General features: G+C 72.4%; 22 protein-coding genes. 14 read left to right on the top strand and 8 right to left on the bottom strand.

Going from position 1 to position 24,780, the window contains the following annotated elements:
- Nucleotides 1-60 precede the first annotated feature (60 nt).
- Nucleotides 61-1,305, top strand: coding sequence for a sensor histidine kinase (locus BU204_RS00700; protein WP_075123511.1), 1,245 nt, complete (start codon nucleotides 61-63; stop codon nucleotides 1,303-1,305).
- Complete coding sequence (locus BU204_RS00695; protein ID WP_075123510.1) at nucleotides 1,302-1,967, top strand: response regulator; 666 nt, start codon at nucleotides 1,302-1,304, stop codon at nucleotides 1,965-1,967. Before BU204_RS00700 ends, BU204_RS00695 begins: the two co-directional genes overlap by 4 nt.
- Here BU204_RS00695 and BU204_RS00690 read toward each other — a convergent pair.
- Entirely contained in the window at nucleotides 1,954-2,358 is a 405-nt protein-coding gene (locus BU204_RS00690) for a MerR family transcriptional regulator (protein ID WP_075123509.1), read from the bottom strand. The two genes, BU204_RS00695 and BU204_RS00690, sit on opposite strands and share 14 nt — an antisense overlap.
- 22 nt (nucleotides 2,359-2,380) lie before the next feature.
- Here BU204_RS00690 and BU204_RS00685 point away from each other — a divergent pair, with 22 nt between their 5' ends.
- Both BU204_RS00685 and BU204_RS00680 read left to right on the top strand, forming a co-directional pair.
- Nucleotides 2,381-3,934, top strand: coding sequence for a deoxyguanosinetriphosphate triphosphohydrolase family protein (locus BU204_RS00685; RefSeq protein ID WP_075123508.1), 1,554 nt, complete (start codon nucleotides 2,381-2,383; stop codon nucleotides 3,932-3,934).
- Nucleotides 3,935-4,131: 197 nt separating this feature from the next.
- On the top strand, nucleotides 4,132-6,924 hold the full coding sequence (locus BU204_RS00680; RefSeq protein WP_083660910.1) for a S8 family serine peptidase: 2,793 nt from the start codon (nucleotides 4,132-4,134) through the stop codon (nucleotides 6,922-6,924).
- A 71-nt stretch (nucleotides 6,925-6,995) separates the two neighbouring features.
- Here the strand turns inward: BU204_RS00680 and BU204_RS00675 are convergent, their stop codons facing one another.
- Nucleotides 6,996-7,763, bottom strand: coding sequence for an SDR family oxidoreductase (locus BU204_RS00675; RefSeq protein ID WP_075123506.1), 768 nt, complete (start codon nucleotides 7,761-7,763; stop codon nucleotides 6,996-6,998).
- 180 nt (nucleotides 7,764-7,943) lie between these two features.
- Here BU204_RS00675 and BU204_RS00670 point away from each other — a divergent pair, with 180 nt between their 5' ends.
- Both BU204_RS00670 and BU204_RS00665 read left to right on the top strand, forming a co-directional pair.
- Entirely contained in the window at nucleotides 7,944-9,572 is a 1,629-nt protein-coding gene (locus tag BU204_RS00670) for an ABC-F family ATP-binding cassette domain-containing protein (protein WP_075123505.1), read from the top strand.
- A 131-nt stretch (nucleotides 9,573-9,703) separates the two neighbouring features.
- Nucleotides 9,704-9,913: a helix-turn-helix domain-containing protein gene (locus BU204_RS00665; RefSeq protein ID WP_075123504.1), complete on the top strand. Its 210-nt coding sequence runs from the start codon at nucleotides 9,704-9,706 to the stop codon at nucleotides 9,911-9,913.
- A gap of 8 nt (nucleotides 9,914-9,921) precedes the next feature.
- Here the strand turns inward: BU204_RS00665 and BU204_RS00660 are convergent, their stop codons facing one another.
- The gene (locus BU204_RS00660) at nucleotides 9,922-11,247 is read right to left on the bottom strand and encodes a glycosyltransferase family 87 protein (RefSeq protein ID WP_075123503.1); all 1,326 of its coding nucleotides are present in this window, start codon (nucleotides 11,245-11,247) and stop codon (nucleotides 9,922-9,924) included.
- A 153-nt stretch (nucleotides 11,248-11,400) separates the two neighbouring features.
- Here BU204_RS00660 and BU204_RS00655 point away from each other — a divergent pair, with 153 nt between their 5' ends.
- A complete protein-coding gene (locus tag BU204_RS00655) occupies nucleotides 11,401-13,245 on the top strand; it encodes an ABC transporter ATP-binding protein (RefSeq protein ID WP_408607977.1) in 1,845 nt (614 codons plus the stop codon).
- A 29-nt stretch (nucleotides 13,246-13,274) separates the two neighbouring features.
- Here the strand turns inward: BU204_RS00655 and BU204_RS00650 are convergent, their stop codons facing one another.
- Both BU204_RS00650 and BU204_RS00645 read right to left on the bottom strand, forming a co-directional pair.
- Entirely contained in the window at nucleotides 13,275-13,841 is a 567-nt protein-coding gene (locus tag BU204_RS00650; RefSeq protein ID WP_198942715.1) for a nucleotidyltransferase family protein, read from the bottom strand.
- 42 nt (nucleotides 13,842-13,883) lie between these two features.
- On the bottom strand, nucleotides 13,884-14,747 hold the full coding sequence (locus tag BU204_RS00645) for an SDR family oxidoreductase (protein WP_075123501.1): 864 nt from the start codon (nucleotides 14,745-14,747) through the stop codon (nucleotides 13,884-13,886).
- Nucleotides 14,748-14,835: 88 nt separating this feature from the next.
- Between BU204_RS00645 and BU204_RS00640 the strand changes: the two genes are divergently transcribed.
- The 3 genes from BU204_RS00640 (at nucleotide 14,836) to BU204_RS00630 (ending at nucleotide 17,596) form a co-directional block, all read left to right on the top strand.
- A complete protein-coding gene (locus BU204_RS00640; protein ID WP_075123500.1) occupies nucleotides 14,836-15,597 on the top strand; it encodes a TetR/AcrR family transcriptional regulator in 762 nt (253 codons plus the stop codon).
- The gene (locus BU204_RS00635) at nucleotides 15,594-16,280 is read left to right on the top strand and encodes an alpha/beta fold hydrolase (protein ID WP_075123499.1); all 687 of its coding nucleotides are present in this window, start codon (nucleotides 15,594-15,596) and stop codon (nucleotides 16,278-16,280) included. The genes BU204_RS00640 and BU204_RS00635 overlap by 4 nt, the downstream gene beginning before the upstream one ends.
- A gap of 74 nt (nucleotides 16,281-16,354) precedes the next feature.
- Nucleotides 16,355-17,596 carry an LCP family protein gene (locus BU204_RS00630; protein ID WP_075123498.1) on the top strand — a complete coding sequence of 414 codons (1,242 nt, stop codon included), beginning with the start codon at nucleotides 16,355-16,357 and terminating at the stop codon, nucleotides 17,594-17,596.
- On the opposite strand, the gene BU204_RS00625 is transcribed toward BU204_RS00630, so the two are convergent.
- Entirely contained in the window at nucleotides 17,583-18,032 is a 450-nt protein-coding gene (locus tag BU204_RS00625; protein ID WP_075123497.1) for a peroxiredoxin, read from the bottom strand. The two genes, BU204_RS00630 and BU204_RS00625, sit on opposite strands and share 14 nt — an antisense overlap.
- A gap of 30 nt (nucleotides 18,033-18,062) precedes the next feature.
- Here BU204_RS00625 and BU204_RS00620 point away from each other — a divergent pair, with 30 nt between their 5' ends.
- Entirely contained in the window at nucleotides 18,063-18,653 is a 591-nt protein-coding gene (locus tag BU204_RS00620; protein ID WP_075123496.1) for a hypothetical protein, read from the top strand.
- A gap of 27 nt (nucleotides 18,654-18,680) precedes the next feature.
- Here the strand turns inward: BU204_RS00620 and paaI are convergent, their stop codons facing one another.
- On the bottom strand, nucleotides 18,681-19,049 hold the full coding sequence (gene paaI / locus BU204_RS00615) for a hydroxyphenylacetyl-CoA thioesterase PaaI (RefSeq protein WP_075123685.1): 369 nt from the start codon (nucleotides 19,047-19,049) through the stop codon (nucleotides 18,681-18,683).
- 111 nt (nucleotides 19,050-19,160) lie between these two features.
- Between paaI and icmF the strand changes: the two genes are divergently transcribed.
- From icmF to BU204_RS00600, 3 genes are read left to right on the top strand one after another with little or no spacing between them, the layout of a single operon-like run.
- Nucleotides 19,161-22,403: a fused isobutyryl-CoA mutase/GTPase IcmF gene (icmF, locus tag BU204_RS00610; protein ID WP_075123495.1), complete on the top strand. Its 3,243-nt coding sequence runs from the start codon at nucleotides 19,161-19,163 to the stop codon at nucleotides 22,401-22,403.
- Nucleotides 22,404-22,414: 11 nt separating this feature from the next.
- Complete coding sequence (locus BU204_RS00605; protein WP_075123494.1) at nucleotides 22,415-23,278, top strand: 3-hydroxybutyryl-CoA dehydrogenase; 864 nt, start codon at nucleotides 22,415-22,417, stop codon at nucleotides 23,276-23,278.
- Between the two features lies 1 nt (nucleotide 23,279).
- The gene (locus tag BU204_RS00600; RefSeq protein WP_083660889.1) at nucleotides 23,280-24,146 is read left to right on the top strand and encodes an oxygenase MpaB family protein; all 867 of its coding nucleotides are present in this window, start codon (nucleotides 23,280-23,282) and stop codon (nucleotides 24,144-24,146) included.
- Here BU204_RS00600 and BU204_RS00595 read toward each other — a convergent pair.
- Nucleotides 24,130-24,777 carry a TetR/AcrR family transcriptional regulator gene (locus BU204_RS00595; protein ID WP_233158991.1) on the bottom strand — a complete coding sequence of 216 codons (648 nt, stop codon included), beginning with the start codon at nucleotides 24,775-24,777 and terminating at the stop codon, nucleotides 24,130-24,132. The two genes, BU204_RS00600 and BU204_RS00595, sit on opposite strands and share 17 nt — an antisense overlap.
- Nucleotides 24,778-24,780 lie beyond the last annotated feature (3 nt).

Genomic DNA, 24,780 nt, shown 5'->3' with positions numbered 1-24,780 from the left:
GGAGTTGTCCGGCTCCGCCGGGGGAGCGCCGACCACGCGCCCGTCTGCGAGGATCGGGGCGTGCTGCTCGACCCGCTCGTCCGCCCCTCCACCTACCGGCGGTGGGTGTACCTGATCCTCGGCGGGGCGGTGCTCGTCCCGTTCATGCTGCTCGCGGCCATGGTCCTGCCCTCCGTGCTCCCCGTCGCCGTGCAGCGGGAGCCGGGGCTGGTCGTGCTGACCACGGTGCTGCTCGTGCTCGGGCTGATGGTCCCCATGTCGTTCATCCCGGCGGTCCGGGTCATCGAGGGCACCGCCGCGCGGGAGCTGCTCGGCGACCGCGTCCCCGAGCACGCCGCCCGGCGCGCCACCAGCTGGTCCGAGCGGTGGCGCTCCGCCACCTGGTTTGTCGTCCATCTGGTGGTGGGCGGCCTGGTCGGCGCACTCACGCTCGCCCTCCCACCCGCCGTGGCGCTCTCGGTGGCGGTGCCGTTCACCGGGTCGATGCGACTGCTGGACATCCCGCTCCGCTTCCCCACGGGCTGGGCGTCGGCCTGGGTGCCGGCGGTGAGCCTGCTCAGCCTGGTCCTGCTGGTCTACCTGGTCGCCGCGAGCGGGGCGGTGCTCGCGCGGCTCGCGGCGCCGCTGCTCGGCCCGACCACCGCCGAGCGGCTGGCCGAGCTGTCGCGGCGCACCGAGCGGCTCACCGAGCGCAACCGGCTCGCGCGCGAGCTGCACGACTCGGTCGGCCACGCGCTGAGCGTGGTCACCATCCAGGCCAGCGCCGCCAGGCGGGTGATCGACAGCGATCCCGCCTTCGCGCGGCGGGCGCTCGGCGCGATCGAGGAGTCCGCGCGCACCGCACTCGAGGATCTCGACCACGTACTCGGGCTGCTCCGCGAGGAGCGGACACCAGATGATCCACAATGGACGTTGGCGGACCTGAACGTGTTGCTGGACAAGACCCGGCTCGCTGGGGTGGTTGTCAGCTCTACTGTGGAGGGTTCGGTTGCCGACCTGCCGCCCGTCGTGTCGCGGGAGGCGTACCGGATCGTGCAGGAGGGGTTGACCAACGTGTTGAGGCACGCCGGGAAGGTGCCGGCCGAACTGCGCCTTGCCGCCGACGCCGACCGGTTCGAGCTTGACCTGAGCAACCCGCTCGGCCTCGGGGCGGCGACCAGGAACGGCGGCGGGCACGGGCTTCGGGGCATGCGCGAGCGGGTGGCCGTGCTGCGCGGGGAGATGTCGGCCGGCCCGGAGCGCGACCGGTGGGCGGTTCGGGTCAGCATTCCACTTCGGACTACCCAGAGGGCGGCCCGGGGATGAGCGCGGAGAGCGGCAAGACGACCGTTCTGCTCGTCGACGACGAGGAGCTGATCCGCGCCGGTCTGCGCGCGATCATCGACGCCGAGCCCGACCTCGTGGTGGCCGGCGAGGCAGGCGACGGCGCCGAGGTGCTGCCGCTGGTGCGCCGCCTGAGCCCCGCCGTGGTCCTGATGGACGTCCGCATGCCGGCCGTGGACGGCATCCAGGCCACCCGGCACATGCTCGAGACCCTCGCCGAGCCGCCGAAGATCCTGGTGGTCACCACGTTCGAGAACGACGACTACGTCTACGACGCCCTGCGTGCCGGTGCCAACGGCTTCCTGCTCAAGCGCACCCGCCCCGACGACATCGTGCGGGCCATCCGGCTTGTCGTCAGCGGGGAGTCACTGCTGTTCCCGGCGGCCATCCGGCGCCTCGCCGCCGCCCACCGCGGGCCAGAACCGCACCGCGGGCTCGCACATGCCGGTCTGACCGACCGCGAGGCCGAGGTCCTGCGCCTGGTGGCCAGCGGCCTGTCCAACGTCGAGATCTCCGAGCGGCTGTTCGTGAGCGTGCAGACGGTCAAGACCCACGTGGGGAACGTGCTGGCCAAGCTCGGGGCCCGGGACCGCACGCAGGCGGTGATCACGGCCTACGAGACCGGGTTCGTCACCCCTGGCTGACCGCGGTCTCCTCGTCCGCGGGGGCGGGCTCCGCCATGGCCCGGCGGTAGTAGTCGATCTTGGCGCGGATGTGGTCCTGCTCCTCACGCAGCAGGGCGATCCTGCGGTCGATGTCCTCGTCGTGCTCCTCGAGCACGGCCAGCCGTTCGGCGACAGTCTCGTCGCCGCCGCGCGCGAGCTCGGCGTACCGGACCATCCTGGAGATCGGCATCCCGGTGTCGCGCAGGCACCGCAGGATCCGCAGCCAGGCGATGTCGGCCTCGCTGAACACACGTTGACCACCGGAGTTGCGCTCGATGCCGTCGAGCAACCCGATGCGCTCGTAGTAACGGAGCGTGTCGAGAGTGAACCCCGTCTGTTCGGCCACCTGGCCGGGCGTGAAGCGCCGCACGTGCTGATCCTAGGGTGTGACCATGGGAGATCACGCGGAGCAGCGAGCGGCAAGGCGATCGGGCAGCGCCGCCGGCGACCTCGCCGCCAGCCCGTTCCGCGCCGACCGGGACCGGGTCGCGACCTCGCCCTTCTTCGCCCGCCTCGGCGGGGTCACCCAGGTCGTCAGCGCCAGCGGCTCCGGGCTCCTGCACAACCGGCTCACCCACAGCCTCAAGGTCGCCCAGGTCGGGCGCGCCATCGCCGAGCAGCTGAGCGCGGACCCGCGGCTCGCGCCGGTGCTCGACGAGCTGGGCGGGTGCGACCCGGACGTCGTCGACGCGGCCGGTCTCGCCCACGACCTCGGCCACCCGCCGTTCGGCCACCTCGGCGAGCAGGTGCTGGACCGCCTCGCCCGACACCGGTTCGGGCTGCCGGACGGGTTCGAGGGCAACGCGCAGAGCCTGCGCATCGTCACCACGACCGACACCGGCGGGCCGAGCGCGGTCGGGCTCGACCTGACCGCCGCGGTCCGCGCCGCGATGCTCAAGTACCCCTGGACGCGGCTGACCCACCCCGACCCGCACCCGCGCCACCTCGACAGCCCGCCCCGCGGCGCCTCCGAGCCGCCGGGCGAGCGGGGCACCGGCTCGGCCAAGTTCTCCGTCTACGTCACCGAGCTCGACGACATGGCCCAGGCACGCGAGCCGTTCGCGGCCCGCCTGGAGAGTTGGCAGCAGACCGTCGAGGCGTCCGTTATGGACACCGCCGACGACATCGCCTACGCCATCCACGACCTCGAGGACTTCCACCGGATCGGTGTGCTCCAGCACGCGCCGGTGGCCGCCGAGCTGGGGCGCTGGCTCTCCGGCGTGCTCGAACTGGCCGAACTGGACGATGGGCTGCTCGCCGCTCACGCCCGGCGGCCCGGTTACTCGCTCGAGCTGCTGCGCCGCCGGCTGCACCGCCGCGACGCGTGGATCGTCGACGACGAGGCCTTCGTCGCGGCCGTCCGGCGGGTGCGCAACGAGCTGGTCGACGGGCTCCTGGTCGCGCCGTTCGACGGGTCGGTGGAGGCCGAGCAGGCGGTAGCCCGGTTCTCCTCCGGGTGGACGGTACGGCTGGTCACCGGCATGGGGGTGGTGCTGGACCCGCCCACCCGCTCGGGGCACGTCCTGCTCGGGCCGGCCCAGTGGCACGAGGTCCAGGTGCTCAAGTTCGTGCACCGGCGGTTCGTCCTGCTCCGCCCCGACCTCGCCCTGCACCAGCGCGGCCAGGCCAGGCTGCTCACCTCGCTGGTGGAGGCCCTCGAGCAGTGGCTTACCGACCGGTACGAGGCGGACCGGCTGCCGCGCCGGCTGCAGGACCTGGTCGAGCTGGCCGAGCACGAGTACGCAGAACTGGCCGCGACCGATATGTCTACTTTGGTCGGCGCGGTCGGCGAGGCACCGGAGGGTGAGGCCGGAATCCGTGAGCTGGCACGGGGACGCGCAGTGATCGATTTCGTTGCGTCGCTCACGGACAGTCAGGCCGCGACCCTGTTGGACGCGCTGTCCGGGCGTAGTGCGCAACCGTGGTCAGACGCCTTCGTTCTGTAGTTCGTTAACACTCGGCAATTGGTAACGTACCCGGAGTGTGGTTCAGCCGAATGGCCGCTGTGTGAGAAAGCTTCGGACCATACGTTTAGCCAGCCGGGGGGTACCCGGTGTCGGTTGTCGTGTGTCGGGGCACGGCAGAGGATTCGCGGAGGGAATCCGTGCGCACACCTGCACACGCATCACGAAGATCCCGAGGCCTGCTGACGGCCGCGGCGTGCCTGCTCGCCGTGGTCGGGCTGGCCAGCCCGGCGGTCGCCGCTCCGCCTGACGAGGACAGCAAGGCCTCACAGGCGATGGAGAACGCGGCCCGCCAGATTGGCGCTCTGCAGGACCTGAAGAAGGCGGCGACCAGCACCGAAGCCAAAGTAGACAGCAAGCTGCTGGTCGAGCTGAAGGCGCGAAGCAACCGGGCCGCGACCGCGGCACTGCCGCGCCTGCAGAACGGCGTCGAGGTCTCGGGCAACAAGACGTTGGTGGACATCCGTGCCACCGTGAGTGACGACCTGCTCAAGGCGCTCACCACTTCGGGGGCCACCCTGAAGTCGGTGTCCACACGCTACGGAACTGTCCGGGCGGAACTGCCGCTGTCCGCGATCGCCCGCACCGCCGCCCGCGCCGACGTGCGCAAGGTCGAGGTCGCCGACGGGGCGATGACAGCGCGTCAGCTCAACCCGGACGCCAAGCCGGCCGCGCCGGAGTCCAAGGAGGCCAAGCGCGCCCGGATCGAGAAGAACACCCGCGCGGCCCTGGCCGACCGGGCCGGACCGGTCAACAGCGCTGGGGACCGCACCCACAACGCCGACAGCGTCCGCCGGGACATCGGCGTCACCGGTGTCGGCGTGAAGATCTGCGCGCTGTCCGACGGCATCGACTCGCTGGGCACCTCGCAGGCCGCCGGCGAACTGCCGGCCGTCGACGTGCTGCCGACCCAGGCCGGAGCGGGTGACGAGGGCACGGCGATGCTCGAGATCATCCACGACGTCGCGCCGACCGCCGAGCTGGGCTTCGCCACCGCGTTCAACGGCGACGCGAGCTTCGCGGACAACATCCGCGCGCTCCGGTTCGAGCTGGACTGCGACATCATCGTCGACGACATCATCTACTTCAAGGAAGCGCCGTTCCAGGACTGGATCATCGCCCAGGCCGTGAACGACGTGATCGCCGACGGTGCCCTGTACTTCTCCTCGGCCGGCAACGAGGGCAACGTCGTCGACGGCACCGCGGGCCACTGGGAGGGTGACTACGTCAACTCCGGCCAGGTGATCGGCAAGTTCGCCGGCTACGCCCACGACTTCGACCCCTCGGCGAACACCCAGGTGCTGCAGCCGATCTCCGACGCGTCCTCCGCGGGCGTGCCGGTGCTGCTGAACTGGTCCGACCCGATCGGCCGGTCCGGCAACGACTACGACCTGTACATGCTGGACGCGGCGGGCAACGTGCTGGCCGCGAGCCAGGACTACCAGACCGGTACCCAGGACGCCTACGAGCGGGTGAACACCCCGGTCTTCGGCGGCACGGGCCTGCGGCTGGCGGTGGTCAAGTTCGCCGGGGCCGACCGGTACCTGTCGCTGACGGCGCTCCGCGGCCGGTTCTCGGACTCGGCCGACGGGCTCAAGGCGTTCAACACCCCCGGCGTCACGTTCGGCCACTCGGCCGCCCGGGGCGCGTACAGCGTCGCCGCGGCACCGGCGGACGAGCCGCTGCCGTTCGATCTGGAGCCGGGCGACCCGCCGAACCCGAGCGGGCCCTACCCCGACGCCTTCAACGAGGACTCCGCCGTCGAGCGGTTCACCTCCGACGGACCGCGCCGGGTCTTCTACGAGGCCGACGGCACGCCGATCACGCCGGGCAACGTCAGCTCCACCGGCGGCGAGGTGCGGCAGAAGCCGGACATCACCGCGGCGGACGGCGTCATGACAAGCGTGGACGGCTTCGACCCGTTCTTCGGCACCTCGGCGGCCGCACCGCATGCCGCGGCGATCGCCGGCCTGGTCCTGTCCGGCAACCCCGGCATCGACCCGGCGGAGGTCCGGGAGGCGCTGACCTCGACGGCGATCGACATCGTCGAGGAGGGTGTCGACGGGCGCAGCGGCCACGGCGTGGTGCTGGCCGACCGGGTGCTGGACTACACCGGGGCGAGCCCGCAGCCGCTGGCCCAGGCCCGCGGTCCGAAGATCCGGCCCAGCGACGGTGGCCAGTACATCGACCCGGGCGACACGGTGGCGGTGGAGCTGCCGGTCACCAACGTCGGTGACGCCACCGCGGTGTCCACCAGCGTCGTGCTGACCTCGCCCACCCCGGGCGTGACCATCACGCCGCGCTCGCGCTCCTACGGGACGCTCGAGAAGGGCGAGACCGCCGTCCGGTCCTTCGAGGTCAGGGTGCCGACGTCGCACCCGGTGGGAGTGCCGGTGGTGCTCAACGCGCGGGTCACCTTCGCGGGTGCCTTCTCGCCGAACACCACGACCTTCAGCCTCGAGGTCGGCCGGCCCTCCGACGTGACCGTCGACTTCGCCTACACCGGCGCGCCGGTGGCGATCCCGGACGCGAGCACCGTGGGTGCGAGCGTGCAGATCCCGGTCAGCGGGGTCGGTCGGGCGTCGAAGCTGACGTTCTCGATCGACGGCACGACCTGCTCGACCGCGATCGGCGCGACCACCGTCGGCATCGACCACACCTACGTCGGTGACCTGGTCGGCGTGCTCACCGCGCCGTCCGGGGCGACGGCGCAGGTGTTCGGCGGGGCCGGCGCCGGGGGGAACAACCTCTGCCAGGTCGTGTTCGACGACGCGGCCGAGGCGCCGTTCTCCTCGGTGGGCTCGGGCGACGCGCCGTTCACCGGCACCTACCGCCCGATCGACCCGTTCGCCGGGCTGCGTGGTGAGGCTGTCGACGGCGCGTGGACGTTCAGCGCGTTCGACGTCGCGCGGGCCGACACCGGTTCGATCCGCGCGGTCTCGCTGCACATCAACGGGTACGTCACGCCGTAGGCGTTGACCGCAACGAAACGGGCCGCCGCCGGCAGCACGCCGGCGGCGGCCCTTTCGCGTGCGGGGACCGGTCAGCCGAGGGTGCCGGTGGCGAGCAGGCCGCCGTCGACGCGGACGGTCTCGCCGGTGATCCAGGGAGCCCGGTCGGAGGCGAGGAAGGCGACCAGCTCGGCCACGTCCTCGGGGGTGCCGAGCCGCTTCATCGGGTACGCGGCGGCGGCCTGCTCCTCGCGGTCGGTGTAGAGCGCCTCGGCGAACTTCGTCTTCACCACCGCGGGCGCCACCGCGTTCACCCGGACGCCGGGGCCGAGCTGCCAGGCGAGCTCCTCGGTCAGCCGAATCAGCGCCGCCTTGCTCGCCCCGTACGCGGCGATCACCCCGGAGGAGCGCAGCCCGGCCACCGAGGCGATGTTCACGATCGCGCCGCCGTGCTCGGCCATCCACGCCTTGAGCGCGAGCTGGACGTAGCCCAGCGCCCCCACCACGTTGACGTCGAAGAGCTTGCGCACCGCGCCCAGGTCGGCGTCGGCGAGCGGCCCGAAGGTCGGGTTGATCCCGGTGTTGTTGACCAGGACGTCCAGCCGGCCGAACTCCTCGACCGTGCGCCGCACGACCTCGGCGCGGTGCTCGTCGTCGCCTGTGTTCGCCGGCACCGCGAGCACCCTGGCGCCGGGCACCGCGGCCCGCAGCTCCTGCGCCGCAGCCTCGAGCTGGTCCGCCTTGCGGGAGGAGATCGTCACGGCCGCGCCGCCCCGGGCGAGCTCCACCGCGATCGCGTGCCCGATTCCGCGGCTCGCGCCCGTGACCAGTGCGACCCTGCCCGTGAAGTCCGATGTCATGGGTCCAGACTCTAGCTAAGCGACTGCTTAGGGCACGAGTGGCCGGTAAAGCGGTTGCCGCCGACCCGTACACTCGACGACGTGGTGGTGCGGACGGACTAGGCCGCAGGTGGGCTCGCCGGTCGCGACCGGCGAGCGGACGAGGCCTGCCCAACACCAGATCCCGGAGTCTGTCACACGATGATCACCGCCACCGACCTCGAACTGCGCGCCGGTACGAGAATCCTGCTCTCGGACACGACGCTGCGCGTCCAGCCCGGCGATCGCATCGGTCTCGTCGGCCGCAACGGCGCCGGCAAGACCACCACCCTGCGCGTGCTTGCCGGTGAGGGCGAACCCTACGCGGGCGAGCTCCGCCGGGCCGGCGAGCTGGGCTACCTGCCGCAGGACCCGCGCGAGGGCAACCTCGACGTGACGGCCAAGGACCGCGTTCTCTCCGCACGCGGGCTCGACCAACTGCTGCGGGACATGGAGAAGGCGCAGTCGGCCATGTCCGAGCACGCCGCCGACAGCGACCGCGACCGCGAGGTCCGCCGCTACGGCCGGCTCGAGGAGCGGTTCGCCGCGCTTGGCGGCTACGCCGCGGAGAGCGAGGCCGCGCGCATCTGCGCCAACCTCGGCCTCGCCGACCGCGTGCTGGCCCAGCCGCTGGCCACGCTGTCCGGTGGGCAGCGCCGGCGCGTCGAGCTGGCCAGGATCCTGTTCGCCGCGGCCGAGTCCGGCGGAGGCAACGGAGCCGGCACGACGTTGCTGCTCGACGAGCCGACCAACCACCTCGACGCCGACTCGATCACCTGGCTCCGCGGGTTCCTCAAGGGGTACAACGGCGGGCTCGTCGTGATCAGCCACGACGTCGAGCTGCTCGCCGACGTGGTCAACAAGGTCTGGTTCCTCGACGCCGTGCGCGGCGTCGTCGACCTGTACAACATGGGCTGGCAGCGCTACCTCGACGCGCGGGCGGCCGACGAGAAGCGCAGGCGCCGGGAGCGGGCCAACGCCGAGAAGAAGGCCTCGGCGCTCATGCAGCAGGCGGACAAGATGCGCGCGAAGGCCACCAAGGCGGTCGCCGCGCAGAACATGGCCAAGCGCGCCGAGCGGCTGCTGTCCGGGCTCGACGAGGTCCGCCAGGCCGACAAGGTCGCCCGGATCCGCTTCCCGGAGCCCGCGCCCTGCGGGCGCACCCCGCTCACCGCCGAGGGCCTGTCCAAGAGCTACGGGTCGCTCGAGGTGTTCACCGGCGTCGACCTGGCCATCGACCGGGGCAGCCGGGTCGTCGTCCTCGGGCTCAACGGCGCCGGCAAGACCACGCTGCTGCGCCTGCTCGGCGGGATGGAGGAGGCCGACTCCGGGGAGGTCGTGCCCGGCCACGGCCTGCGGATCGGCTACTACGCCCAGGAGCACGAGACGCTCGACCACCAGGCCTCGGTCTGGGCGAACGTGCGACACGCCGCGCCCGACACGCCCGAGCAGCAGCTGCGGTCGCTGCTCGGTACGTTCCTGTTCACCGGCGAGCAGCTGGACCAGCCGGCGGGGACGCTCTCCGGCGGGGAGAAGACCAGGCTGGCGCTGGCCGGTCTGGTGTCCAGCGCGGCCAACGTCCTGCTGCTCGACGAGCCGACGAACAATCTCGACCCGGCGAGCCGGGAACGCGTGCTGGAGGCCCTGCACAACTACGCGGGCGCCGTCGTCCTGGTTACCCATGACCCGGGCGCGGTGGAAGCACTTGCACCCGAACGGGTGATCTTGCTGCCCGATGGTACCGAGGATCACTGGTCCGCGGACTACCTGGAACTCGTTCAGCTGGCCTGATGCGCCCCGGACGGGGTGAGCGAGTTCATAGCTATTTTCGATCTCGCCTGGCATTCCACGCCGCGGTGTTCGATCATTGCCACGGCAGATGTATCAGAAACCTCCGTCACACGTTACGGAAGGCGGACGACGTGGCTGATCTGAAGAAGGGCGCGCGGATCACCGGCACCACGCGCGACAAGCTGGCCGCTGACCTCAAGAAGAAATACGAGAAGGGCGCCAGCATTCGCGCGCTCGCCGAGTCGACGGGCCGTTCGTACGGATTCGTACACCGCGTGCTGTCGGAATCCGGCGTGACGTTGCGCGGCCGCGGCGGGGCGACGCGCACGAAGAAGAAGTAGAGGACCCGTCAGGGCCGGATGCCGCGGGAGTCGGGGTCCGCGACCAGTTCGTCGGTCGTGCCCGCGGTCGTCCAGGTTGGTCTCGTCGTTCCGCCGGGCGAACCACCGAGGGAAGCGAAGCCGAGCATCGCGCCGAGCAGCGCCAGCGGGTACACCAGGTATCCCCAGCGGGTCGCCGGCGCGAGGGTGATGGCTGCGCCGAGTCCGGTGGCGATCCGCAGCATCACGTCGGCGGGGTCCCTGGGCGGGCGCAGGACGAGCCAGCCGGCGATCACCACCGCCGCCGCGGCGAGCAGCACCAGCGCCGCGGCGTGCCCCACCGTACCCAGCTGCGCGACCAGGTGGCCGGGAAGCGGGCTCGCGGCCGGTGAGCTCGCCATGCCGAGGCCGGCCGGGTAGAGGATCACGTGCTCCACGAACGACGTCGGGTCGACGAGGAACACGGGCACCGTGACGACCGCACACGTCGCCACCAGCGCCCCGAGGAACGCCGCGAGCCGCCGCGCGCCTCCGCTGGCGGCCACCGCCACGGCGAGCACGACCACCGCCGGCAGCGCGGTCAGCTTCATCGTGACCATCACCGCGCACACCACGCCGGTCCAGACCGGTCCGACACGGAAGGCGAGCACGGTCGCCAGCACGACCAGCGCGATGACCGGGATGTCGTCGCCGGCGACGACGACGGTCAACAGCGTGAGCGGGCTGACCGCGGCGAGCTGCGCCGCGCGCACCGGCACCTTCTGGCGCCCGAGCAGGTACAGCGCGAGCGCGATGACCAGGACCGTGCCGAGCGCGAACCAGATCCGGGCGTCGGTGAACGCGCCGTCGCCCAGCAGCGCCCGCGGGAGGCCGAACAGCGTCATGGAGGGCCCGTAGGGCGTGTAGTCGTCCGGGTGCGGCGGGCGGTCCAGCGCCGTCAGGTCCGGGTAGGGCGTGCCGTGCTCCAACAGCAGCCGCGCGGAGCGTTCGACGACCCAGACCTCCGGCTGGGAGGGGAACGACCACGGCCAGTTCCCCCACACGAAGCTCGGCGAGCGCCGCAGGACCAGCACGATCAGCGGCACCACGCCGGCGAGCAGGCCGACGACCGCGATCGGTGTCCAGCGCGACCAGGCGGCCCTGACCAGCGCGTTCGAGGTGACTGTCGGACCGGTGCTGGAGAATAGGACGAGGCAGGTGAGCACGGCGGCCAGCAGGTAGCCGACCGACGCGAAGTTGCCCCAGACCCGATACCCGTAGAACTCCGAGAAGAACGCCGTTCCGGCCGCGAAGAGCAGGCTCACCAGGTAGAAGACCAGGTCGAGCCGGCGTGCTCGCTGCCCGGTCCGGTCCACGCGGGCAGGTTACCGACCCAGGTCGCGTTGTTCGCTCAGCGGGTAACGGGGAAGCCGGGCGCATCCGCCGGCGTTGGGTGAGGCGGGTCGACAGGGACGTCGACGCGGGGCCGGGGGAGGAAGAGGGACGACGTGGAAGGCAGCTGGAACTTCATGCGCGGCGCGATGCGCGCCGCGGACGCGCCGAGGGGACTGCACAAGGGAACGATCCGCCGGGTGTTCCGGTTCTCCCGGCCGCACCGCGGCAAGCTCGTCGTCTTCCTCGCGCTGACGGTGGTCTCGGCCGTGCTCGCGGTGTCGACGCCCCTGCTCGCCGGACGGGTCGTCGACGTCATCGTCGGCGGCCGCGAGGTGTCGACGGTGGTGTGGCTCGCGGTGGCGATCGCGGGGGTCGCCGTGCTGGACGCCGCGCTGGGCCTGGCCGAGCGCTGGCAGTCCTCCCGGATCGGCGAGGGCCTGATCTACGACCTGCGCCGCGCGGTGTTCGAGCACGTGCAGCGCATGCCGGTGGCGTTCTTCACCCGTACCCGGACCGGTGCCCTGGTCAGCCGGCTCAACAACGACGTGATGGGGGCGCAGCGGGCGTTCACCTCGACCCTGGCTGGCCTGGTCACCAACGTGATCCAGCTGGTGCTCTCGGTCGCGGTGATGATGACGCTGTCCTGGCAGGTGACCGCGCTGGCGTTGCTGCTGCTGCCGGTCTTCGTGCTGCCCGCGCGGCGGATGGGCAGGCGGATGGCCGACCTGCAGCGGGAGGCGTCGGGGCTCAACGCGTCGATGACCACCCAGATGACCGAGCGGTTCTCCGCCCCGGGCGCGACGCTGGTCAAGCTGTTCGGCCACCCGCGGGCCGAGGCGCAGGAGTTCGGCGGCCGCGCCGCCCGCGTCCGCGACATCGGCGTGCGCACCGCCATGCTCACCCGGTGGTTCATGACCGGCCTCACGCTGGTGTCGGCGCTCGCCCAGGCGCTCGTCTACGGGCTCGGCGGCTACCTCGCGATCACGGGGGCGCTGGCCCCGGGCACCGTGGTGGCGCTCGCGCTGCTGCTGACCCGGCTCTACACGCCGCTCACCGCGCTCGCGAACGTGCGTGTGGACGTGATGACCGCGCTCGTCTCGTTCGAGCGGGTCTTCGAGGTGCTGGACCTGAAGCCCATGATCACCGAGTCGGACGCGCCGAAGGACGTGCCGGCCGGCGGGGTGAGCGTCGAGTTCTCCGACGTCCGGTTCGCCTACCCCCCGGCGGAGAAGGTGTCGCTGGCCTCACTGGAGGAGGTCGCGGTGCTCGACCGGCGCGGCGGCGAGGAGGTGCTGCACGGGGTCTCCTTCCGTGCCGACGCCGGGCAGATGGTGGCGTTGGTGGGCTCGTCCGGTGCGGGCAAGTCGACGGTCGCCGCGCTCGTTCCCCGGCTCTACGACGTCGACGAGGGCACGGTGCGGCTGGCCGGCGTGGACGTGCGGGAGCTGTCGTTCGATGCCCTGCGGGCGACGGTGGGGGTGGTGACCCAGGACGGGCACCTGTTCCACGACACGATCCGGGCCAACCTCGCCTACCCCCGGCCGGAGGCGACCGACGAGGAGATCTGGGACGCGCTGTCCCGGGCGAAGCTCGCCGACCTGGTGCGCTCGCTGCCCGACGAGCTGGACACCGTGGTCGGCGAGCGCGGCTACCGGCTGTCCGGGGGTGAGCGGCAGCGGCTGACGATCGCCCGGCTGCTGCTGGCCCAGCCGCGGGTGGTGATCCTCGACGAGGCGACCGCGCACCTGGACTCGGAGTCGGAGGTGGCCGTGCAGGAGGCGCTCACCGGCGCGCTGGCCGGGCGGACCGCGATCGTCATCGCACACCGGCTGTCCACGGTGCGCGCGGCACACCAGATCCTGGTCGTGGAGGACGGCCGGATCGTGGAGCGCGGCGACCACGAGTCGCTGCTCGCGGTCAAGGGCAGGTACGCGGACCTGTACCGGACCCAGTTCGCCGACCAGCCCGCGGCGGCCTGACGTCTCGGCCTGACGTCTCGGCCTGGCGCTCAGCGCGGCAGGTCCTCCGGGCGGTCCACGTCCTCCCCGGCGGCGACGTCCTCGCACGGCACCCCCAGCGGGCCGTGTGCGGCGAGATAGGGCCGGGCCCCGGCGTCCCCGGTCGCCTGCTCGGCGACCTCGGCCCAGCGCGCCCGGCCGATCAGCACGGGGTGGCCCGGCTCGCCGTGGTAGGTCGCCCGGGCGAGCGCGTGCGGTCCGCTCAGGGCCGCGACCCGCCCGACGGCCGCCGCGGTGACCCCCGGGGTGTCCACGGGCAGGACCACGACCGCCTCGGCGTCGCTGTCGGCCAGCTCGGCGAGCCCCACCCGCAGCGAGGAGCCCATCCCGCCGGCCCACCCCGGGTTGTCGACGACCGCGGCCCCGGCCAGGCCCGCCTCGGCCCGCACCCGGTCGGCCGACGCACCGAGCACGACCACCACAGGGTGGCACCCGGCCGCGCGCAGCACCGCCGCGGCATGCTCGACGAACAGCGAGCCCCGGTGGCGCACCAGCGCCTTGGGCATGCCGAACCGGCGCCCGGCCCCCGCCGCCAGCACCAGCCCCGCCACACCCACCCGGGCGAGGGTAGTGCGGCGGGGGTGTCACCGGTCACCAGCTCACCGGAAGTCCTCGGCGTGCTCGCGGGCCCACTGGGCGAACGTGCGCGGCGGCCGTCCGGTCACCTCCTCGACGGTGGGCAGGGGCACGATGGCCGCGTCCCACTCCTCGGCGGTGAGCTCCGGCATCTCGGTCGGGGAGTAGGACTCGAACCCGGTGATGAAGTTGGCGTTGTCCGCCGCCCAGCCGCCCTGCGCGAGCAGCAGGTCCCGCGCCTTCTCCTGGCTCACCTCCACCAGCCGGACCTCCTCGCCGAGCGCCTCGGCGATGGCGGCCACCTGCTCGCGTGCGCTCAGCCGCTCCGGGCCGGTCAGGTCGTAGGCGCGCCCGTGGTGGCCCTCGCCGAGCAGGGCGGCCACCCCCACCGCCGCGATGTCGGCCTCGTGGATGGGCAGCCCGCGCCAGTCCGGCATGTGGTGGTGGACCACCCGCTCGGCCCGGATCGAGGGCCCCCACAGCCGCAGCGTGTTCGAGGCGAACTCGCCGGGGCGCAGGTGCGTCCAGGCGCAGCCGGACCGTTCGACGGCCTGCTCGACGGGCAGCTGGTAGTCGGTGTCCAGGCCCGCGCCGACCGCGCCGGAGGAGAGCGTCACGATCCGCTCCACCCCGGCCCTGACCGCCAGCCCCACGACCTCCTCGGCGGTGCGCGGCTCGGGGAACAGGTACATCCGGTCCACGTCGGTCAGGACCGCCGCCACCGACGGCGGATCGAGCAGGTCCCCGCGCACCACCTCCACACCGTCGGGGAAGCGTGCCGCCGCCGGGTTCCTGGTCATCGCCCGGACCGGGTGGCCCGCGTCGGCGAGCTGGGCGACCACGTGCCGCCCGACGAACCCCGTCGCGCCGGTCACCAAGATCGTCATGTTGTGCTCCTTTATGGGTACGATGTACGCGAATGCTAGCGATAGGGGTGCGGCGTACGCAAATCACGGTCCCTACGATTGGCGCACGATGAGCACTTCGGAAGACGAGACCTCGGCGAGCTTCGGCGGGACGGCCCCCGCGGCGCGGAGCATGGAGCTGTTGTGGGGGACCAGGCCCCGCCCGCGCCGCGGCCGCAAGCCCGGCATGACGCTGGAGGCCATCGTGGCCGCGGCGATCGAGGTCGCCGACGCCGAAGGGCTGGACGGCCTGTCGATGCGGCGGGTCGCCGACGCGCTCGGAGTCGGCACGATGTCGCTCTACCGGTACGTGCCGTCCAAGGCCGAGCTGCACGACCTCATGCTGGACTCGGTGCTGGGCCAGGACTCCCCCTCGGAGCTGGGAGCGGACGGCTGGCGGGCGGGGCTGGAGCGGTTCGCCCGGGGGAGCCTCGAGGGCTACCGCGCCCACCCGTGGCTGCTGCGTGCCTCGCTCACCCGGGGCGCCATCGGACCCAACCAGGCCGCCGCGTTGGAGGCCCTGCTCGCCGTTCTCGAGGAGACCGGTCTGCCCGGCGGGGAGCGGATGGCGGTGGTCGAGCTGGTGGCCGGGTACGTGCGGGGCGCGGCCCAGCGGGAGGCCGAGGCGCTCGCCGCCCAGCGCGGCAGCGGGCTGTCCGAGGAGCAGTTCTGGACCCAGTTCGCGCCGCTGCTCGACGCGCACCTCAGCCCGGAGCGCTTCCCGGCACTCACCCGGCTCTGGCGCAAGACGGAGCTGGACTGGGTGGACTCCTTCGAGTTCGGCCTGGCCCGGGTCCTCGACGGCATCGAGCGCCTGGTGGCCGCCCGGTGACCGAGCCCCAGCTCCGGGTTCTCGGACCCGCGGCGGCGAGCGCGGTGGCGCTCGTGCTGCACGGCGGTGAGGAGCGGAGCACCGAGTTGGTCCACCGGTTCCGGCCGGCCTACCTGCGGATGCTCCCGTTCGCCCTCGACCTGGCCCGCGCCGGCCGGCGCGGCGGGCTGGCCGTGGGGCTGCTGCGCTACCGCCACCGCGGCTGGAACAGCCCCGAGCTGGACCCGGTCGTGGACGCGAGGTGGGCGCTCCAGCAGCTCCGCCACCGTCACCCCGGTGCGCCGGTGGTGCTGGTCGGGCACTCGATGGGCGGCCGCGTCGCCCTGCACGTGGCCGGGGACGAGGCGGTGACCGGGGTGTGCGCGCTGGCGCCCTGGACACCCGCGGGCGACCCTGTCGAGCAGCTGGCCGGGCGGACCGTGCTGATCGCGCACGGCGACCGGGACACGGTGACCGACCCGCGCCTCTCCCACGCCTACGCGCTGCGGGCCAGGCGGGTGAGCGAGGCGGTCTGCCGCTTCGACGTGCGTGGGGAGTCCCACGCCCTGCTGCGCCGGGCCGGGGAGTGGCGGCTGCTCGTGCGACGGTTCACGCTCGGCGTGCTGGGTATCTCCGAACCCGACCAGCTCATCGCCGCGGCCCTGGCCGCGCCGCCGCCGAGCGGGTTGAGCGTCGCACTGTAAGGGTCGTCTCGTACGGTGTTCGCAACCTCCATGGCGGTCGCCACGTCCTGGTTAGTCGACGGAAGGTTGGGGAGATGAGCTACGGCCACCAGCACGGCGCACCGCGACGACCCGAGCACGGCAGAGGGCCCGAGTACGGCCGCGGGCCGGGCTACGGCCAGCCGCCGCAGGGGCCGCGTCCGCCTTCCCGGCGCCCGGCCTACCACGAGACCCGGGCGCTGCCGTTCCCGCCGACCGAGCAGCCGCCGCGCCGCCCCGCGGGTCCGCCTCCCGGCCGGGACCAGCGCGACCACCGGGGGTTCGACGGGCAGCCGCCGGAGGGCTACGGCCCGCCGCCCCGGGCACCTCGGCCGCCCCGCCCGCGCCGCTTCGGACGCAAGCTGCTGATCTTCTTCATCGTGCTGGTCGTCGCGCTGGGCGGGGTCTGGCTGTGGCTGGACCTGTCGCTCAACCGGGTGGCCGCGCTCGCGGACTACCCCGGCCGGCCGGCCGAGGCCGAGGGCACGAACTGGCTGATCGTCGGCTCGGACAGCCGGGAGGACCTCTCCGACGAGCAGAAGGGCGAGCTGGCCACCGGCGACGCGGCCGGCAAGCGCACCGACACCATGATGCTGCTGCACATCCCGGACAACGACACCAAGCCCACCCTGGTCAGCCTGCTGCGCGACTCCTACGTCGAGATCCCCGACCGGGGCCGCAACAAGCTCAACGCCGCCTACGCGTTCGGCGGCCCGGCGCTGCTCGCACGGACCGTCGAGGTCAACACCGGCCTGCGGCTGGACCACTACGTCGAGGTCGGCCTCGGTGGCTTCGCCGACGTGGTCGACGCGGTCGGCGGCGTGGACATGTGCATCAAGGAGCCGATCAACGACCCGCTCGCCGGGATCAACCTCAAGGCCGGGTGCCAGGAGCTCAACGGCGCCCAGGCGCTCGGCTACGTCCGCACCCGGGCCACCCCGCGCGCCGACCTGGACCGGGTGGTGCACCAGCGGGAGTTCGTCGGCGCGCTGACCGACAAGATCGCCAGCCCCGGGACCATCCTCAACCCGTTCAAGCTGGTGCCGGTGCTGGCCAACGCCCCGGACGCGGTGACCGTCGACGAGGGCGACCACCTGCACCACCTGCCCAGCCTCGCGTTCGCGATCGGCGGCGCGAGCGACGGGAGCACGCTCTCGACGACGGTGCCGCTCGGGGGCTCCGAGCGCACGGACGTGGGGTCGGTCGTTGTGTGGGACGAGGACAAGGCGAGCCGCATGTTCGAGGCCCTGCGCACCGACCAGCCGGTCCCCGAGGACACGATCGTCACCGTCCCCTGAGGACCTCCAGCGCGCGGTCGGCGTGCACGGCCATCCGGAGCTCGCTGCGGATGACCTCGAGCACCGTGCGGTCGGTGTCGATGACGAACGTCTGCCGCTTGGTGAGCAGCGGACCGAAGCTGCGCCGCACGCCGTAGCGGGTGGCGACCGCGCCGTCGGGGTCGGAGAGCAGCGGGAAGTCGAACGAGTGCTTCTCGCTGAAGGCCTGCTGCTTGTCGACCGCGTCCGGGCTGATGCCCACCCGGGTCGCGCCGACCGCGGCGAACTCGGCGGCGAGGTCACGGAAGTGGCAGCTCTCCACCGTGCAGCCCTTGGTCATCGCCGCCGGGTAGAAGAACAGCACCAGCGGTCCGTCGGCGAGCAGGCCGGTGAGCGTGCGGGGGCTGCCGGTCTCGTCCGGCAGCTCGAACTCGGGTGCGGGGTCGCCGGCTTTCATGGCCCTCCTCGGCTGGAAGAATCCTCCGCCATGGACCCTATCGGCCTTCGGGCGGCCAGGATCGTGACCGAGGTGCTGTCACCCGCCGTCGTGGTCGTCGTGCTGCTGCTGTCGGTGTCCTGGCAGGCCACCGACTACGACGTCGCCGCGACGCTGGGCTGGGCGCTGCTGCTGGCGGTGTTCTACGGCGTGCTGCCGATGGCGTTCCTCGTCCTCGGCGCGCGCCGGGGCCGGTGGGACGGGCACTGGGTGCGCGACCGCGAGCACCGGACCCTGCCGCTGGTGATGTGCCTGGTGTCGGCCCTGGCCGGGATGGCGGTGATGCTGCTCGGCGACGCTCCGGGCGCGCTGGTGGCGCTGGCCTGGGCGATGATCGGCACGCTGGTCGCCTGCCTGGTGATCACCCGCTGGTGGAAGGTGTCCGTACACGCCTCCGTCGCCGGGGGAGCGGCGGCCCTGGTCACCCTGCTCTGCGGGCCCTGGATGCTGCTGCTGGTGCCGCTGGTCGCCCTGGTCTGCTGGTCCCGGGTCGTGGTACGCGACCACACCGTCGCGCAGGTGGTGGCCGGTGCCCTGCTCGGCCCCGTCGTCGGCGGCGCGGTGTTCCTGGCGCTCCAGTAGCCGCCCAGTGGTCGGCTGGTCGCCGCCTCAGTCGCGCAGGACGCGGCTGCGGCCCCGGAACTCGGCGACGACCTCCTCGCCCCGGCGCACCGTCACGTCGTAGATGCCGCTGCGGCCGTAGCTGACCCGTTCCTGCGCCCGCGCCTCGAGCCGGTCGCCCAGCCGCGCCGGAGCCACGAACGTGATGTCGGCGCCGGCGGCCACGGTCACCGGGCCGTGGCTGTTGCACGCGCAGGCGAACGCCGTGTCCGCGAGCAGGAAGACGAAGCCGCCGTGGGCGATCGCGTGGCCGTTGACCATCGTCTCGGTGATGGTCATCCCGACCACGGCGAAGCCCGGGCCCGCGTCGACCAGGGCCATCCCGAGCGAGCGGGACGCCAGGTCGTCGTCGAGCATCCGGCGAACCGGCTCCGGGATCACCGCGCCATCATCGCAAAGGCGGGTGCCGCGCCGGAGACCTGGGCCACATTGGTTGCAGGTACGAATGTAGGACATCAAACTATTTGTATGAGCACCGCGACGTTGCACCGCCCGGAGAACCCGGTTCGATTCGTCACCGCCGCGAGCCTGTTCGACGGGCACGACGCGGCGATCAACATCATGCGGCGCATCCTGCAGGCACAGGGCGCCGAGGTCATCCACCTCGGCCACAACCGCTCGGTCCGCGAGGTCGTCCACGCGGCGATCCAGGAGGATGTCCAGGGGGTGGCGATCAGCGCCTACCAGGGCGGCCACGTGGAGTACTTCACCTACCTGGTCGAGCTGCTCGCCGAGCGCGGCGCCGGTCACGTCAAGGTGTTCGGCGGCGGGGGCGGGGTGATCGTGCCGGCCGAGATCGAGCTGCTGCACTCCCGCGGCGTGGCCCGGATCTTCTCGCCCCAGGACGGCCAGGAGCTGGGGCTCGCCCGCATGATCAACACGATGGTCGAGGCATGCGACACCGACCTCGCCGCCCGGCCGGAGCCCTCGGTGGACGCGCTGCTCAGCGGACACCAGGACGCGCTCGCCAGGGTGCTCACCAGGATCGAGGCCGGCCGGCTGGCCGAGCCGACGCTGGCCGCGGTCCGGCAGGCGGCCGGGCGGCGGACCGTCCCCGTGCTGGGCATCACCGGCACCGGCGGGTCCGGGAAGTCCTCCCTCACCGACGAGCTGGTCCGGCGGTTCCGCCTGGACCAGCAGGACAAGCTGCGGATCGCCGTCATCGCCGTCGACCCCACCCGCCGGCGCGGCGGCGGTGCGCTGCTCGGCGACCGGATCAGGATGAACTCGCTGGAGGGCGGCCAGGTCTACTTCCGCTCGATGGCCACCCGCGGCGCCGGCAGCGAGGTGCCGGCAGGGCTCGCGGACGCGATCGCCGCGGCCAAGGCCGCCGGCAACGACCTGGTCATCGTGGAGACCCCGGGGATCGGTCAGGGCGACGCGGCGATCGTGCCGTTCGTGGACGTCTCGCTCTACGTGATGACGCCGGAGTTCGGGGCCGCCTCGCAGCTCGAGAAGATCGACATGCTCGACTTCGCCGACGTCGTGGCGATCAACAAATTCGAGCGGCGCGGCGCGGAGGACGCCCGCCGGGACGTCGCCAGGCAGCTGCTGCGCAACCGCGAGGCCTTCGGCGCCTCGTGGGCGGACATGCCGGTCTTCGGCACGAGCGCGGCCACGTTCAACGACGACGGGGTGACCGCGCTCTACCACCACGTGCGGGACCTGCTCGCCGAGGAGGGCCTCCCGGTCGCCGAGCCGGTCCTGGCGCCGGTGGCGAGCCGGACCTCGACGCGGGCCGCGACGGTCGTGCCGCCGAAGCGGGCGCGCTACCTCGCCGAGATCGCCGAGACCGTGCGCGCCTACCACCGGGAGACCGACGAGCAGGTGGCCGCGGTCCGCCGGCACAGCGCGCTCACCACGGCGCGCGGCGAGCTCGCCGCCGCCGGTTCGTCCACTACCGACCTCGACGCCCTGGTCACCGAGGCGCAGCGGCGCGTGGACCGGGACTCCCGCGACCTGCTCGACCGGTACCGGTCGCTGGCCGAGGACTACGCGGGTGAGGAGCTCGTGGTGCGCGTGCGCGACCACGAGGTGCGCACCGCCCTGTGGCGGGAGACGCTCTCCGGCAGTCGGGTGCCGCGGGTCGCGCTGCCCCGCTACGACGACGACGGGTCGCTGCTCCGCTTCCTGCGCAAGGAGAACCTGCCGGGCTACTTCCCGTTCACCGCCGGGGTGTTCCCGTTCAAGCGGGACGGCGAGGAACCGGCCCGGATGTTCGCCGGCGAGGGCGACGCGTTCCGCACGAACCGGCGTTTCCGTTACCTGTCCGAGGGATCCGAGGCGACCAGGCTCTCCACCGCGTTCGACTCCGTGACGCTGTACGGGAACGACCCGGACACCCCGCCCGACGTCTACGGCAAGATCGGCACCTCCGGGGTCTCGATTGCCACGCTGGAGGACATGAAGGCGCTCTACGACGGGTTCGACCTCACCGCACCGTCCACATCGGTCTCCATGACGATCAACGGCCCGGCGCCGACGATCCTCGCCTTCTTCCTCAACACGGCCATCGACCAGACCGTCGACAGGTTCGTCGCCGAGCACGGCCGCCAGCCCTCCGAGGCCGAGCGGGAGGAGCTCGCGGCGTGGGCGCTGGCCAACGTCCGCGGCACCGTCCAGGCGGACATCCTCAAGGAGGACCAGGGGCAGAACACCTGCATCTTCTCCACCGAGTTCAGCCTGCGGATGATGGCCGACATCCAGGAGTGGTTCATCGCCAACCGGGTGCGCAACTTCTACTCGGTCTCGATCTCCGGCTACCACATCGCCGAGGCCGGCGCGAACCCCATCACCCAGCTGGCCTTCACGCTGGCCAACGGGTTCACCTACGTCGAGTCCTATCTGGCCAGGGGGATGGCCGTGGATGACTTCGCGCCGAACCTGTCGTTCTTCTTCTCCAACGGGCTCGACGCCGAGTACACCGTGATCGGCCGGGTCGCGCGGCGGATCTGGGCGGTCGCGATGCGCGAGCGCTACGGCGCCAACGAGCGGTCGCAGAAGTTCAAGTACCACGTGCAGACCTCGGGGCGTTCGCTGCACGCGCAGGAGATGCACTTCAACGACATCCGCACGACGCTGCAGGCCCTGTGCGCGCTCTACGACAACTGCAACTCCCTGCACACCAACGCGTTCGACGAGGCGGTCACCACCCCGACCGAGAGCTCGGTGCGCCGTGCGCTGGCCATCCAGCTGATCATCAACCGGGAGTGGGGCCTGTCCAAGAACGAGAACCCACTGCAGGGCTCGTTCATCGTCGACGAGCTGACCGACCTCGTCGAGGAGGCGGTGCTGGCCGAGTTCGAGCGGCTCTCCGAGCGCGGCGGGGTGCTCGGCGCCATGGAGACCGGGTACCAGCGCGGTCGCATCCAGGACGAGTCGATGCTCTACGAGCAGCGCAAGCACGACGGCTCGCTGCCGCTGATCGGGGTCAACACGTTCCTGCCGAGCCGGGGCGAGGCCGAGGAGCACCCCACCATCGAGCTGGCCAGGGCCACCGAGGAGGAGAAGCGCTCGCAGGTCGAGCGCACCCGGACCTACCGCCGTCAGCACGGCGAGGAGGCCAGGGAGGCGCTGGCCCGGCTGCGGGCGGCGGCCGCCGACGGCTCGAACGTGTTCGGCGTGCTCATGGACGCGGCTAGGGTGTGCACGTTGGGCCAGATCACCGAGGCCTTCTTCGAGGTCGGTGGCCAGTACCGACGCAACGTCTGAGAGGGGTACGGGTGGGCGAGATCGAACGCGTCGGCGTCGTCGGCTGCGGGTTGATGGGATCGGGCATCGCCGAGGTGTGCGCGCGGGCGGGGCTGTCCGTCGTGGTCAACGAGGTGGGCGAGGACGCCCTCGCCGCCGGGCGGGCCCGGGTGGAGAGGTCCCTGGCCCGCGCTGTCCGCAACGGCAAGCTGGACGACCAGGGGCGGGACGCGGCGCTCGGGCGCATCCGGTTCAGCCCCGACCTCGACGAGCTCGCCGACCGGCAGCTGGTGGTGGAGGCCGTCGCGGAGCACGAGCAGGTCAAGACCGAGGTGTTCACCGCGCTGGACAAGGTCGTCGCCGACCCCGACGCCATCTTCGCCTCGAACACGTCGTCGATCCCGATCATGAAGCTGGGCATGGCGACCTCGCGGCCCCAGCAGGTGATCGGGATCCACTTCTTCAACCCGGTCCCGGTGCTCAAGCTGGTCGAGCTGGTGCCGTCGCTGCTGACCGGCGAGCCCACCAAGGAGCGCGCGCGGGCCTTCGCCGAGTCCACCCTGGGCAAGCAGGTCATCCTCTCCCAGGACCGCGCCGGCTTCGTGGTGAACGCGCTGCTCGTGCCCTACCTGCTCTCGGCGATCCGGATGCTCGAGTCGGGGTTCGCCTCGGCCGAGGACATCGACACGGGCATGGTGCAGGGCTGCGCGCACCCGATGGGTCCGCTCGCGCTCACCGACCTGATCGGCCTGGACACGACCAAGGCGATCGCCGAGTCGATGTACGCGGAGTTCAAGGAGCCGCTGTTCTCGCCGCCGCCCCTGCTGCTGCGCATGGTCGACGCCGGCCTGCTCGGCAAGAAGAGCAACCGCGGGTTCTACGACTACACCTCCTGACGTGGCGGCCCCCGAGGTGGACGGCGTCCCGATGCCCGGCCCCGGCACGCTGCACTGGCGCTGGGCCGGGGAGGTCAGGGGCTACCTGCTGCTGGTCAAGGCCGGGTTGCTGCAGCTCATGCATCCCGGCCTCGGCGCCGGCGTGGCCCAGCACTCCGCGTTCTTCGACGAGCCGTGGGAGCGCGTGCTGCGGTCGGTCCCCGAGATCCAGGGCGTCACGTTCGACTGGCCGCGGGGAGCCGAGACCGCGCGGCGGATCCGCGAGTACCACCACCACATCACCGGGGTCGACGACCGAGGAAGGCGCTATCACGCGCTGGACCCCGAGGTGTTCTTCTGGGCCCACGCGACGATCTTCGACGCGCTGTACCAGATGATCGAGCTGTTCGACCACCCGATGAGCGAGGCCGAGAAGGAGCGGCTCTACGCCGAGTCGCTGCAGGTCTACCGCTCCTACGGGGTGAGCGACCGCGTCGTGCCGCCCGACTGGTCCGGCTTTCTCGCCTACTTCGACCGGATGTGCCGGGAGGAGTTGGTGCTCACCCCGGCGGCGCGCGGCCTGGTCGAGTTCGCCAAGGAACCGCCCGCGACGTTCCCGCTGGTCCCGGCGCCGCTGTACCGGCTGCTGCGCGGGCCGACCGCCCGGCCGCTGTGGTGGTTGTCGGTAGGGACCCTCCCCGAACCCGTGCGCGAGATCGTCGGCGAGCACTGGACCGACCGCGACGAGCGGCGCCACCGCATGCTCCGCCGCGCGGTCAGCGCCTGCTGGCCCCTGGTGCCGTACCGCCTGCGGTACACCCGCCGGGCCCGGCAGGGCTATGCCCGGGCCGGGGTGGGACCGACCGGCGTGGCTACCTCGCGCCGCTGACGAGCTCCGGCCGGGCGAGGGCGGTGTCGACGAGCAACCGGAGGTCGGCCTTGGCCCGTTTCCAGGCGGCCTCCAGGTAGGCCGTGTCCGGGTTGCTCAGCCCGAGCAGCAGGATCCCCCGCACCGTGTCCATCGCCGTGTACGCGACGTGGCGGAACCGCGGGTCCTCGGCGTGGTCGGGAAACGCCCGGCGGACGAAGTCGAGGATCGCCGCCCGGGTGACCGGCTCCACCTCCGCGACCTGCTCCCGCAGGTGGGCGTCGGTGCGGGCAGCGACCCACATCTCGATCGTCGCGTGCAGGACCGGGCCCTGGTTGATCTCCCACAGCAGCTCGAGCGCGGCGTCGAGCGGGTCGGCGGCCTGGCGCACCGCGTCGAGCTTGTCGAACGCGAGCTCGGTCCGCTTGGCCGCGAGGTGGTGCACGGCCGCGGCCACGAGGTCGGCGCGGGTGGGGAAGTGGTGCACCTGGGCGCCTCGGGTGACGCCGGCGAGCTCGGTGACCCTGGTCGTGGTCGTGCCCGCGTAGCCGTGCCGGACCAGGCACTCGACGGTGGCGTCGAGCAGGCGCTTGCGCATCGCGGCGCTGCGTTCCTGCTGGGTAAGGCCGGTTTTCGACTTCCGTGCGGGCATCCG

Origin of the sequence: Actinophytocola xanthii, assembly GCF_001921205.1 — a bacterium.
In the GTDB taxonomy this organism is placed as follows: Bacteria; Actinomycetota; Actinomycetes; order Mycobacteriales; family Pseudonocardiaceae; genus Actinophytocola; species Actinophytocola xanthii.
Note: the sequence above shows the minus strand (reverse complement) of the source record. Positions and strands in the feature narration are given on the sequence as shown.

Bases quoted from the DNA above. Each gene is read 5' to 3' on its own strand.
- BU204_RS00595 (WP_233158991.1), bottom strand. From the start codon at position 24,777: ATGCCCGCACGGAAGTCGAAAACCGGCCTTACCCAGCAGGAACGCAGC.
- BU204_RS00640 (WP_075123500.1), top strand. From the start codon at position 14,836: ATGAGCACTTCGGAAGACGAGACCTCGGCGAGCTTCGGCGGGACGGCC.
- icmF (WP_075123495.1), top strand. From the start codon at position 19,161: ATGAGCACCGCGACGTTGCACCGCCCGGAGAACCCGGTTCGATTCGTC.
- BU204_RS00655 (WP_408607977.1), top strand. From the start codon at position 11,401: ATGCGCGGCGCGATGCGCGCCGCGGACGCGCCGAGGGGACTGCACAAG.
- BU204_RS00620 (WP_075123496.1), top strand. From the start codon at position 18,063: ATGGACCCTATCGGCCTTCGGGCGGCCAGGATCGTGACCGAGGTGCTG.
- BU204_RS00645 (WP_075123501.1), bottom strand. From the start codon at position 14,747: ATGACGATCTTGGTGACCGGCGCGACGGGGTTCGTCGGGCGGCACGTG.
- paaI (WP_075123685.1), bottom strand. From the start codon at position 19,049: ATGCTCGACGACGACCTGGCGTCCCGCTCGCTCGGGATGGCCCTGGTC.
- BU204_RS00625 (WP_075123497.1), bottom strand. From the start codon at position 18,032: ATGAAAGCCGGCGACCCCGCACCCGAGTTCGAGCTGCCGGACGAGACC.
- BU204_RS00670 (WP_075123505.1), top strand. From the start codon at position 7,944: ATGATCACCGCCACCGACCTCGAACTGCGCGCCGGTACGAGAATCCTG.
- BU204_RS00695 (WP_075123510.1), top strand. From the start codon at position 1,302: ATGAGCGCGGAGAGCGGCAAGACGACCGTTCTGCTCGTCGACGACGAG.
- BU204_RS00630 (WP_075123498.1), top strand. From the start codon at position 16,355: ATGAGCTACGGCCACCAGCACGGCGCACCGCGACGACCCGAGCACGGC.
- BU204_RS00685 (WP_075123508.1), top strand. From the start codon at position 2,381: ATGGGAGATCACGCGGAGCAGCGAGCGGCAAGGCGATCGGGCAGCGCC.
- BU204_RS00675 (WP_075123506.1), bottom strand. From the start codon at position 7,763: ATGACATCGGACTTCACGGGCAGGGTCGCACTGGTCACGGGCGCGAGC.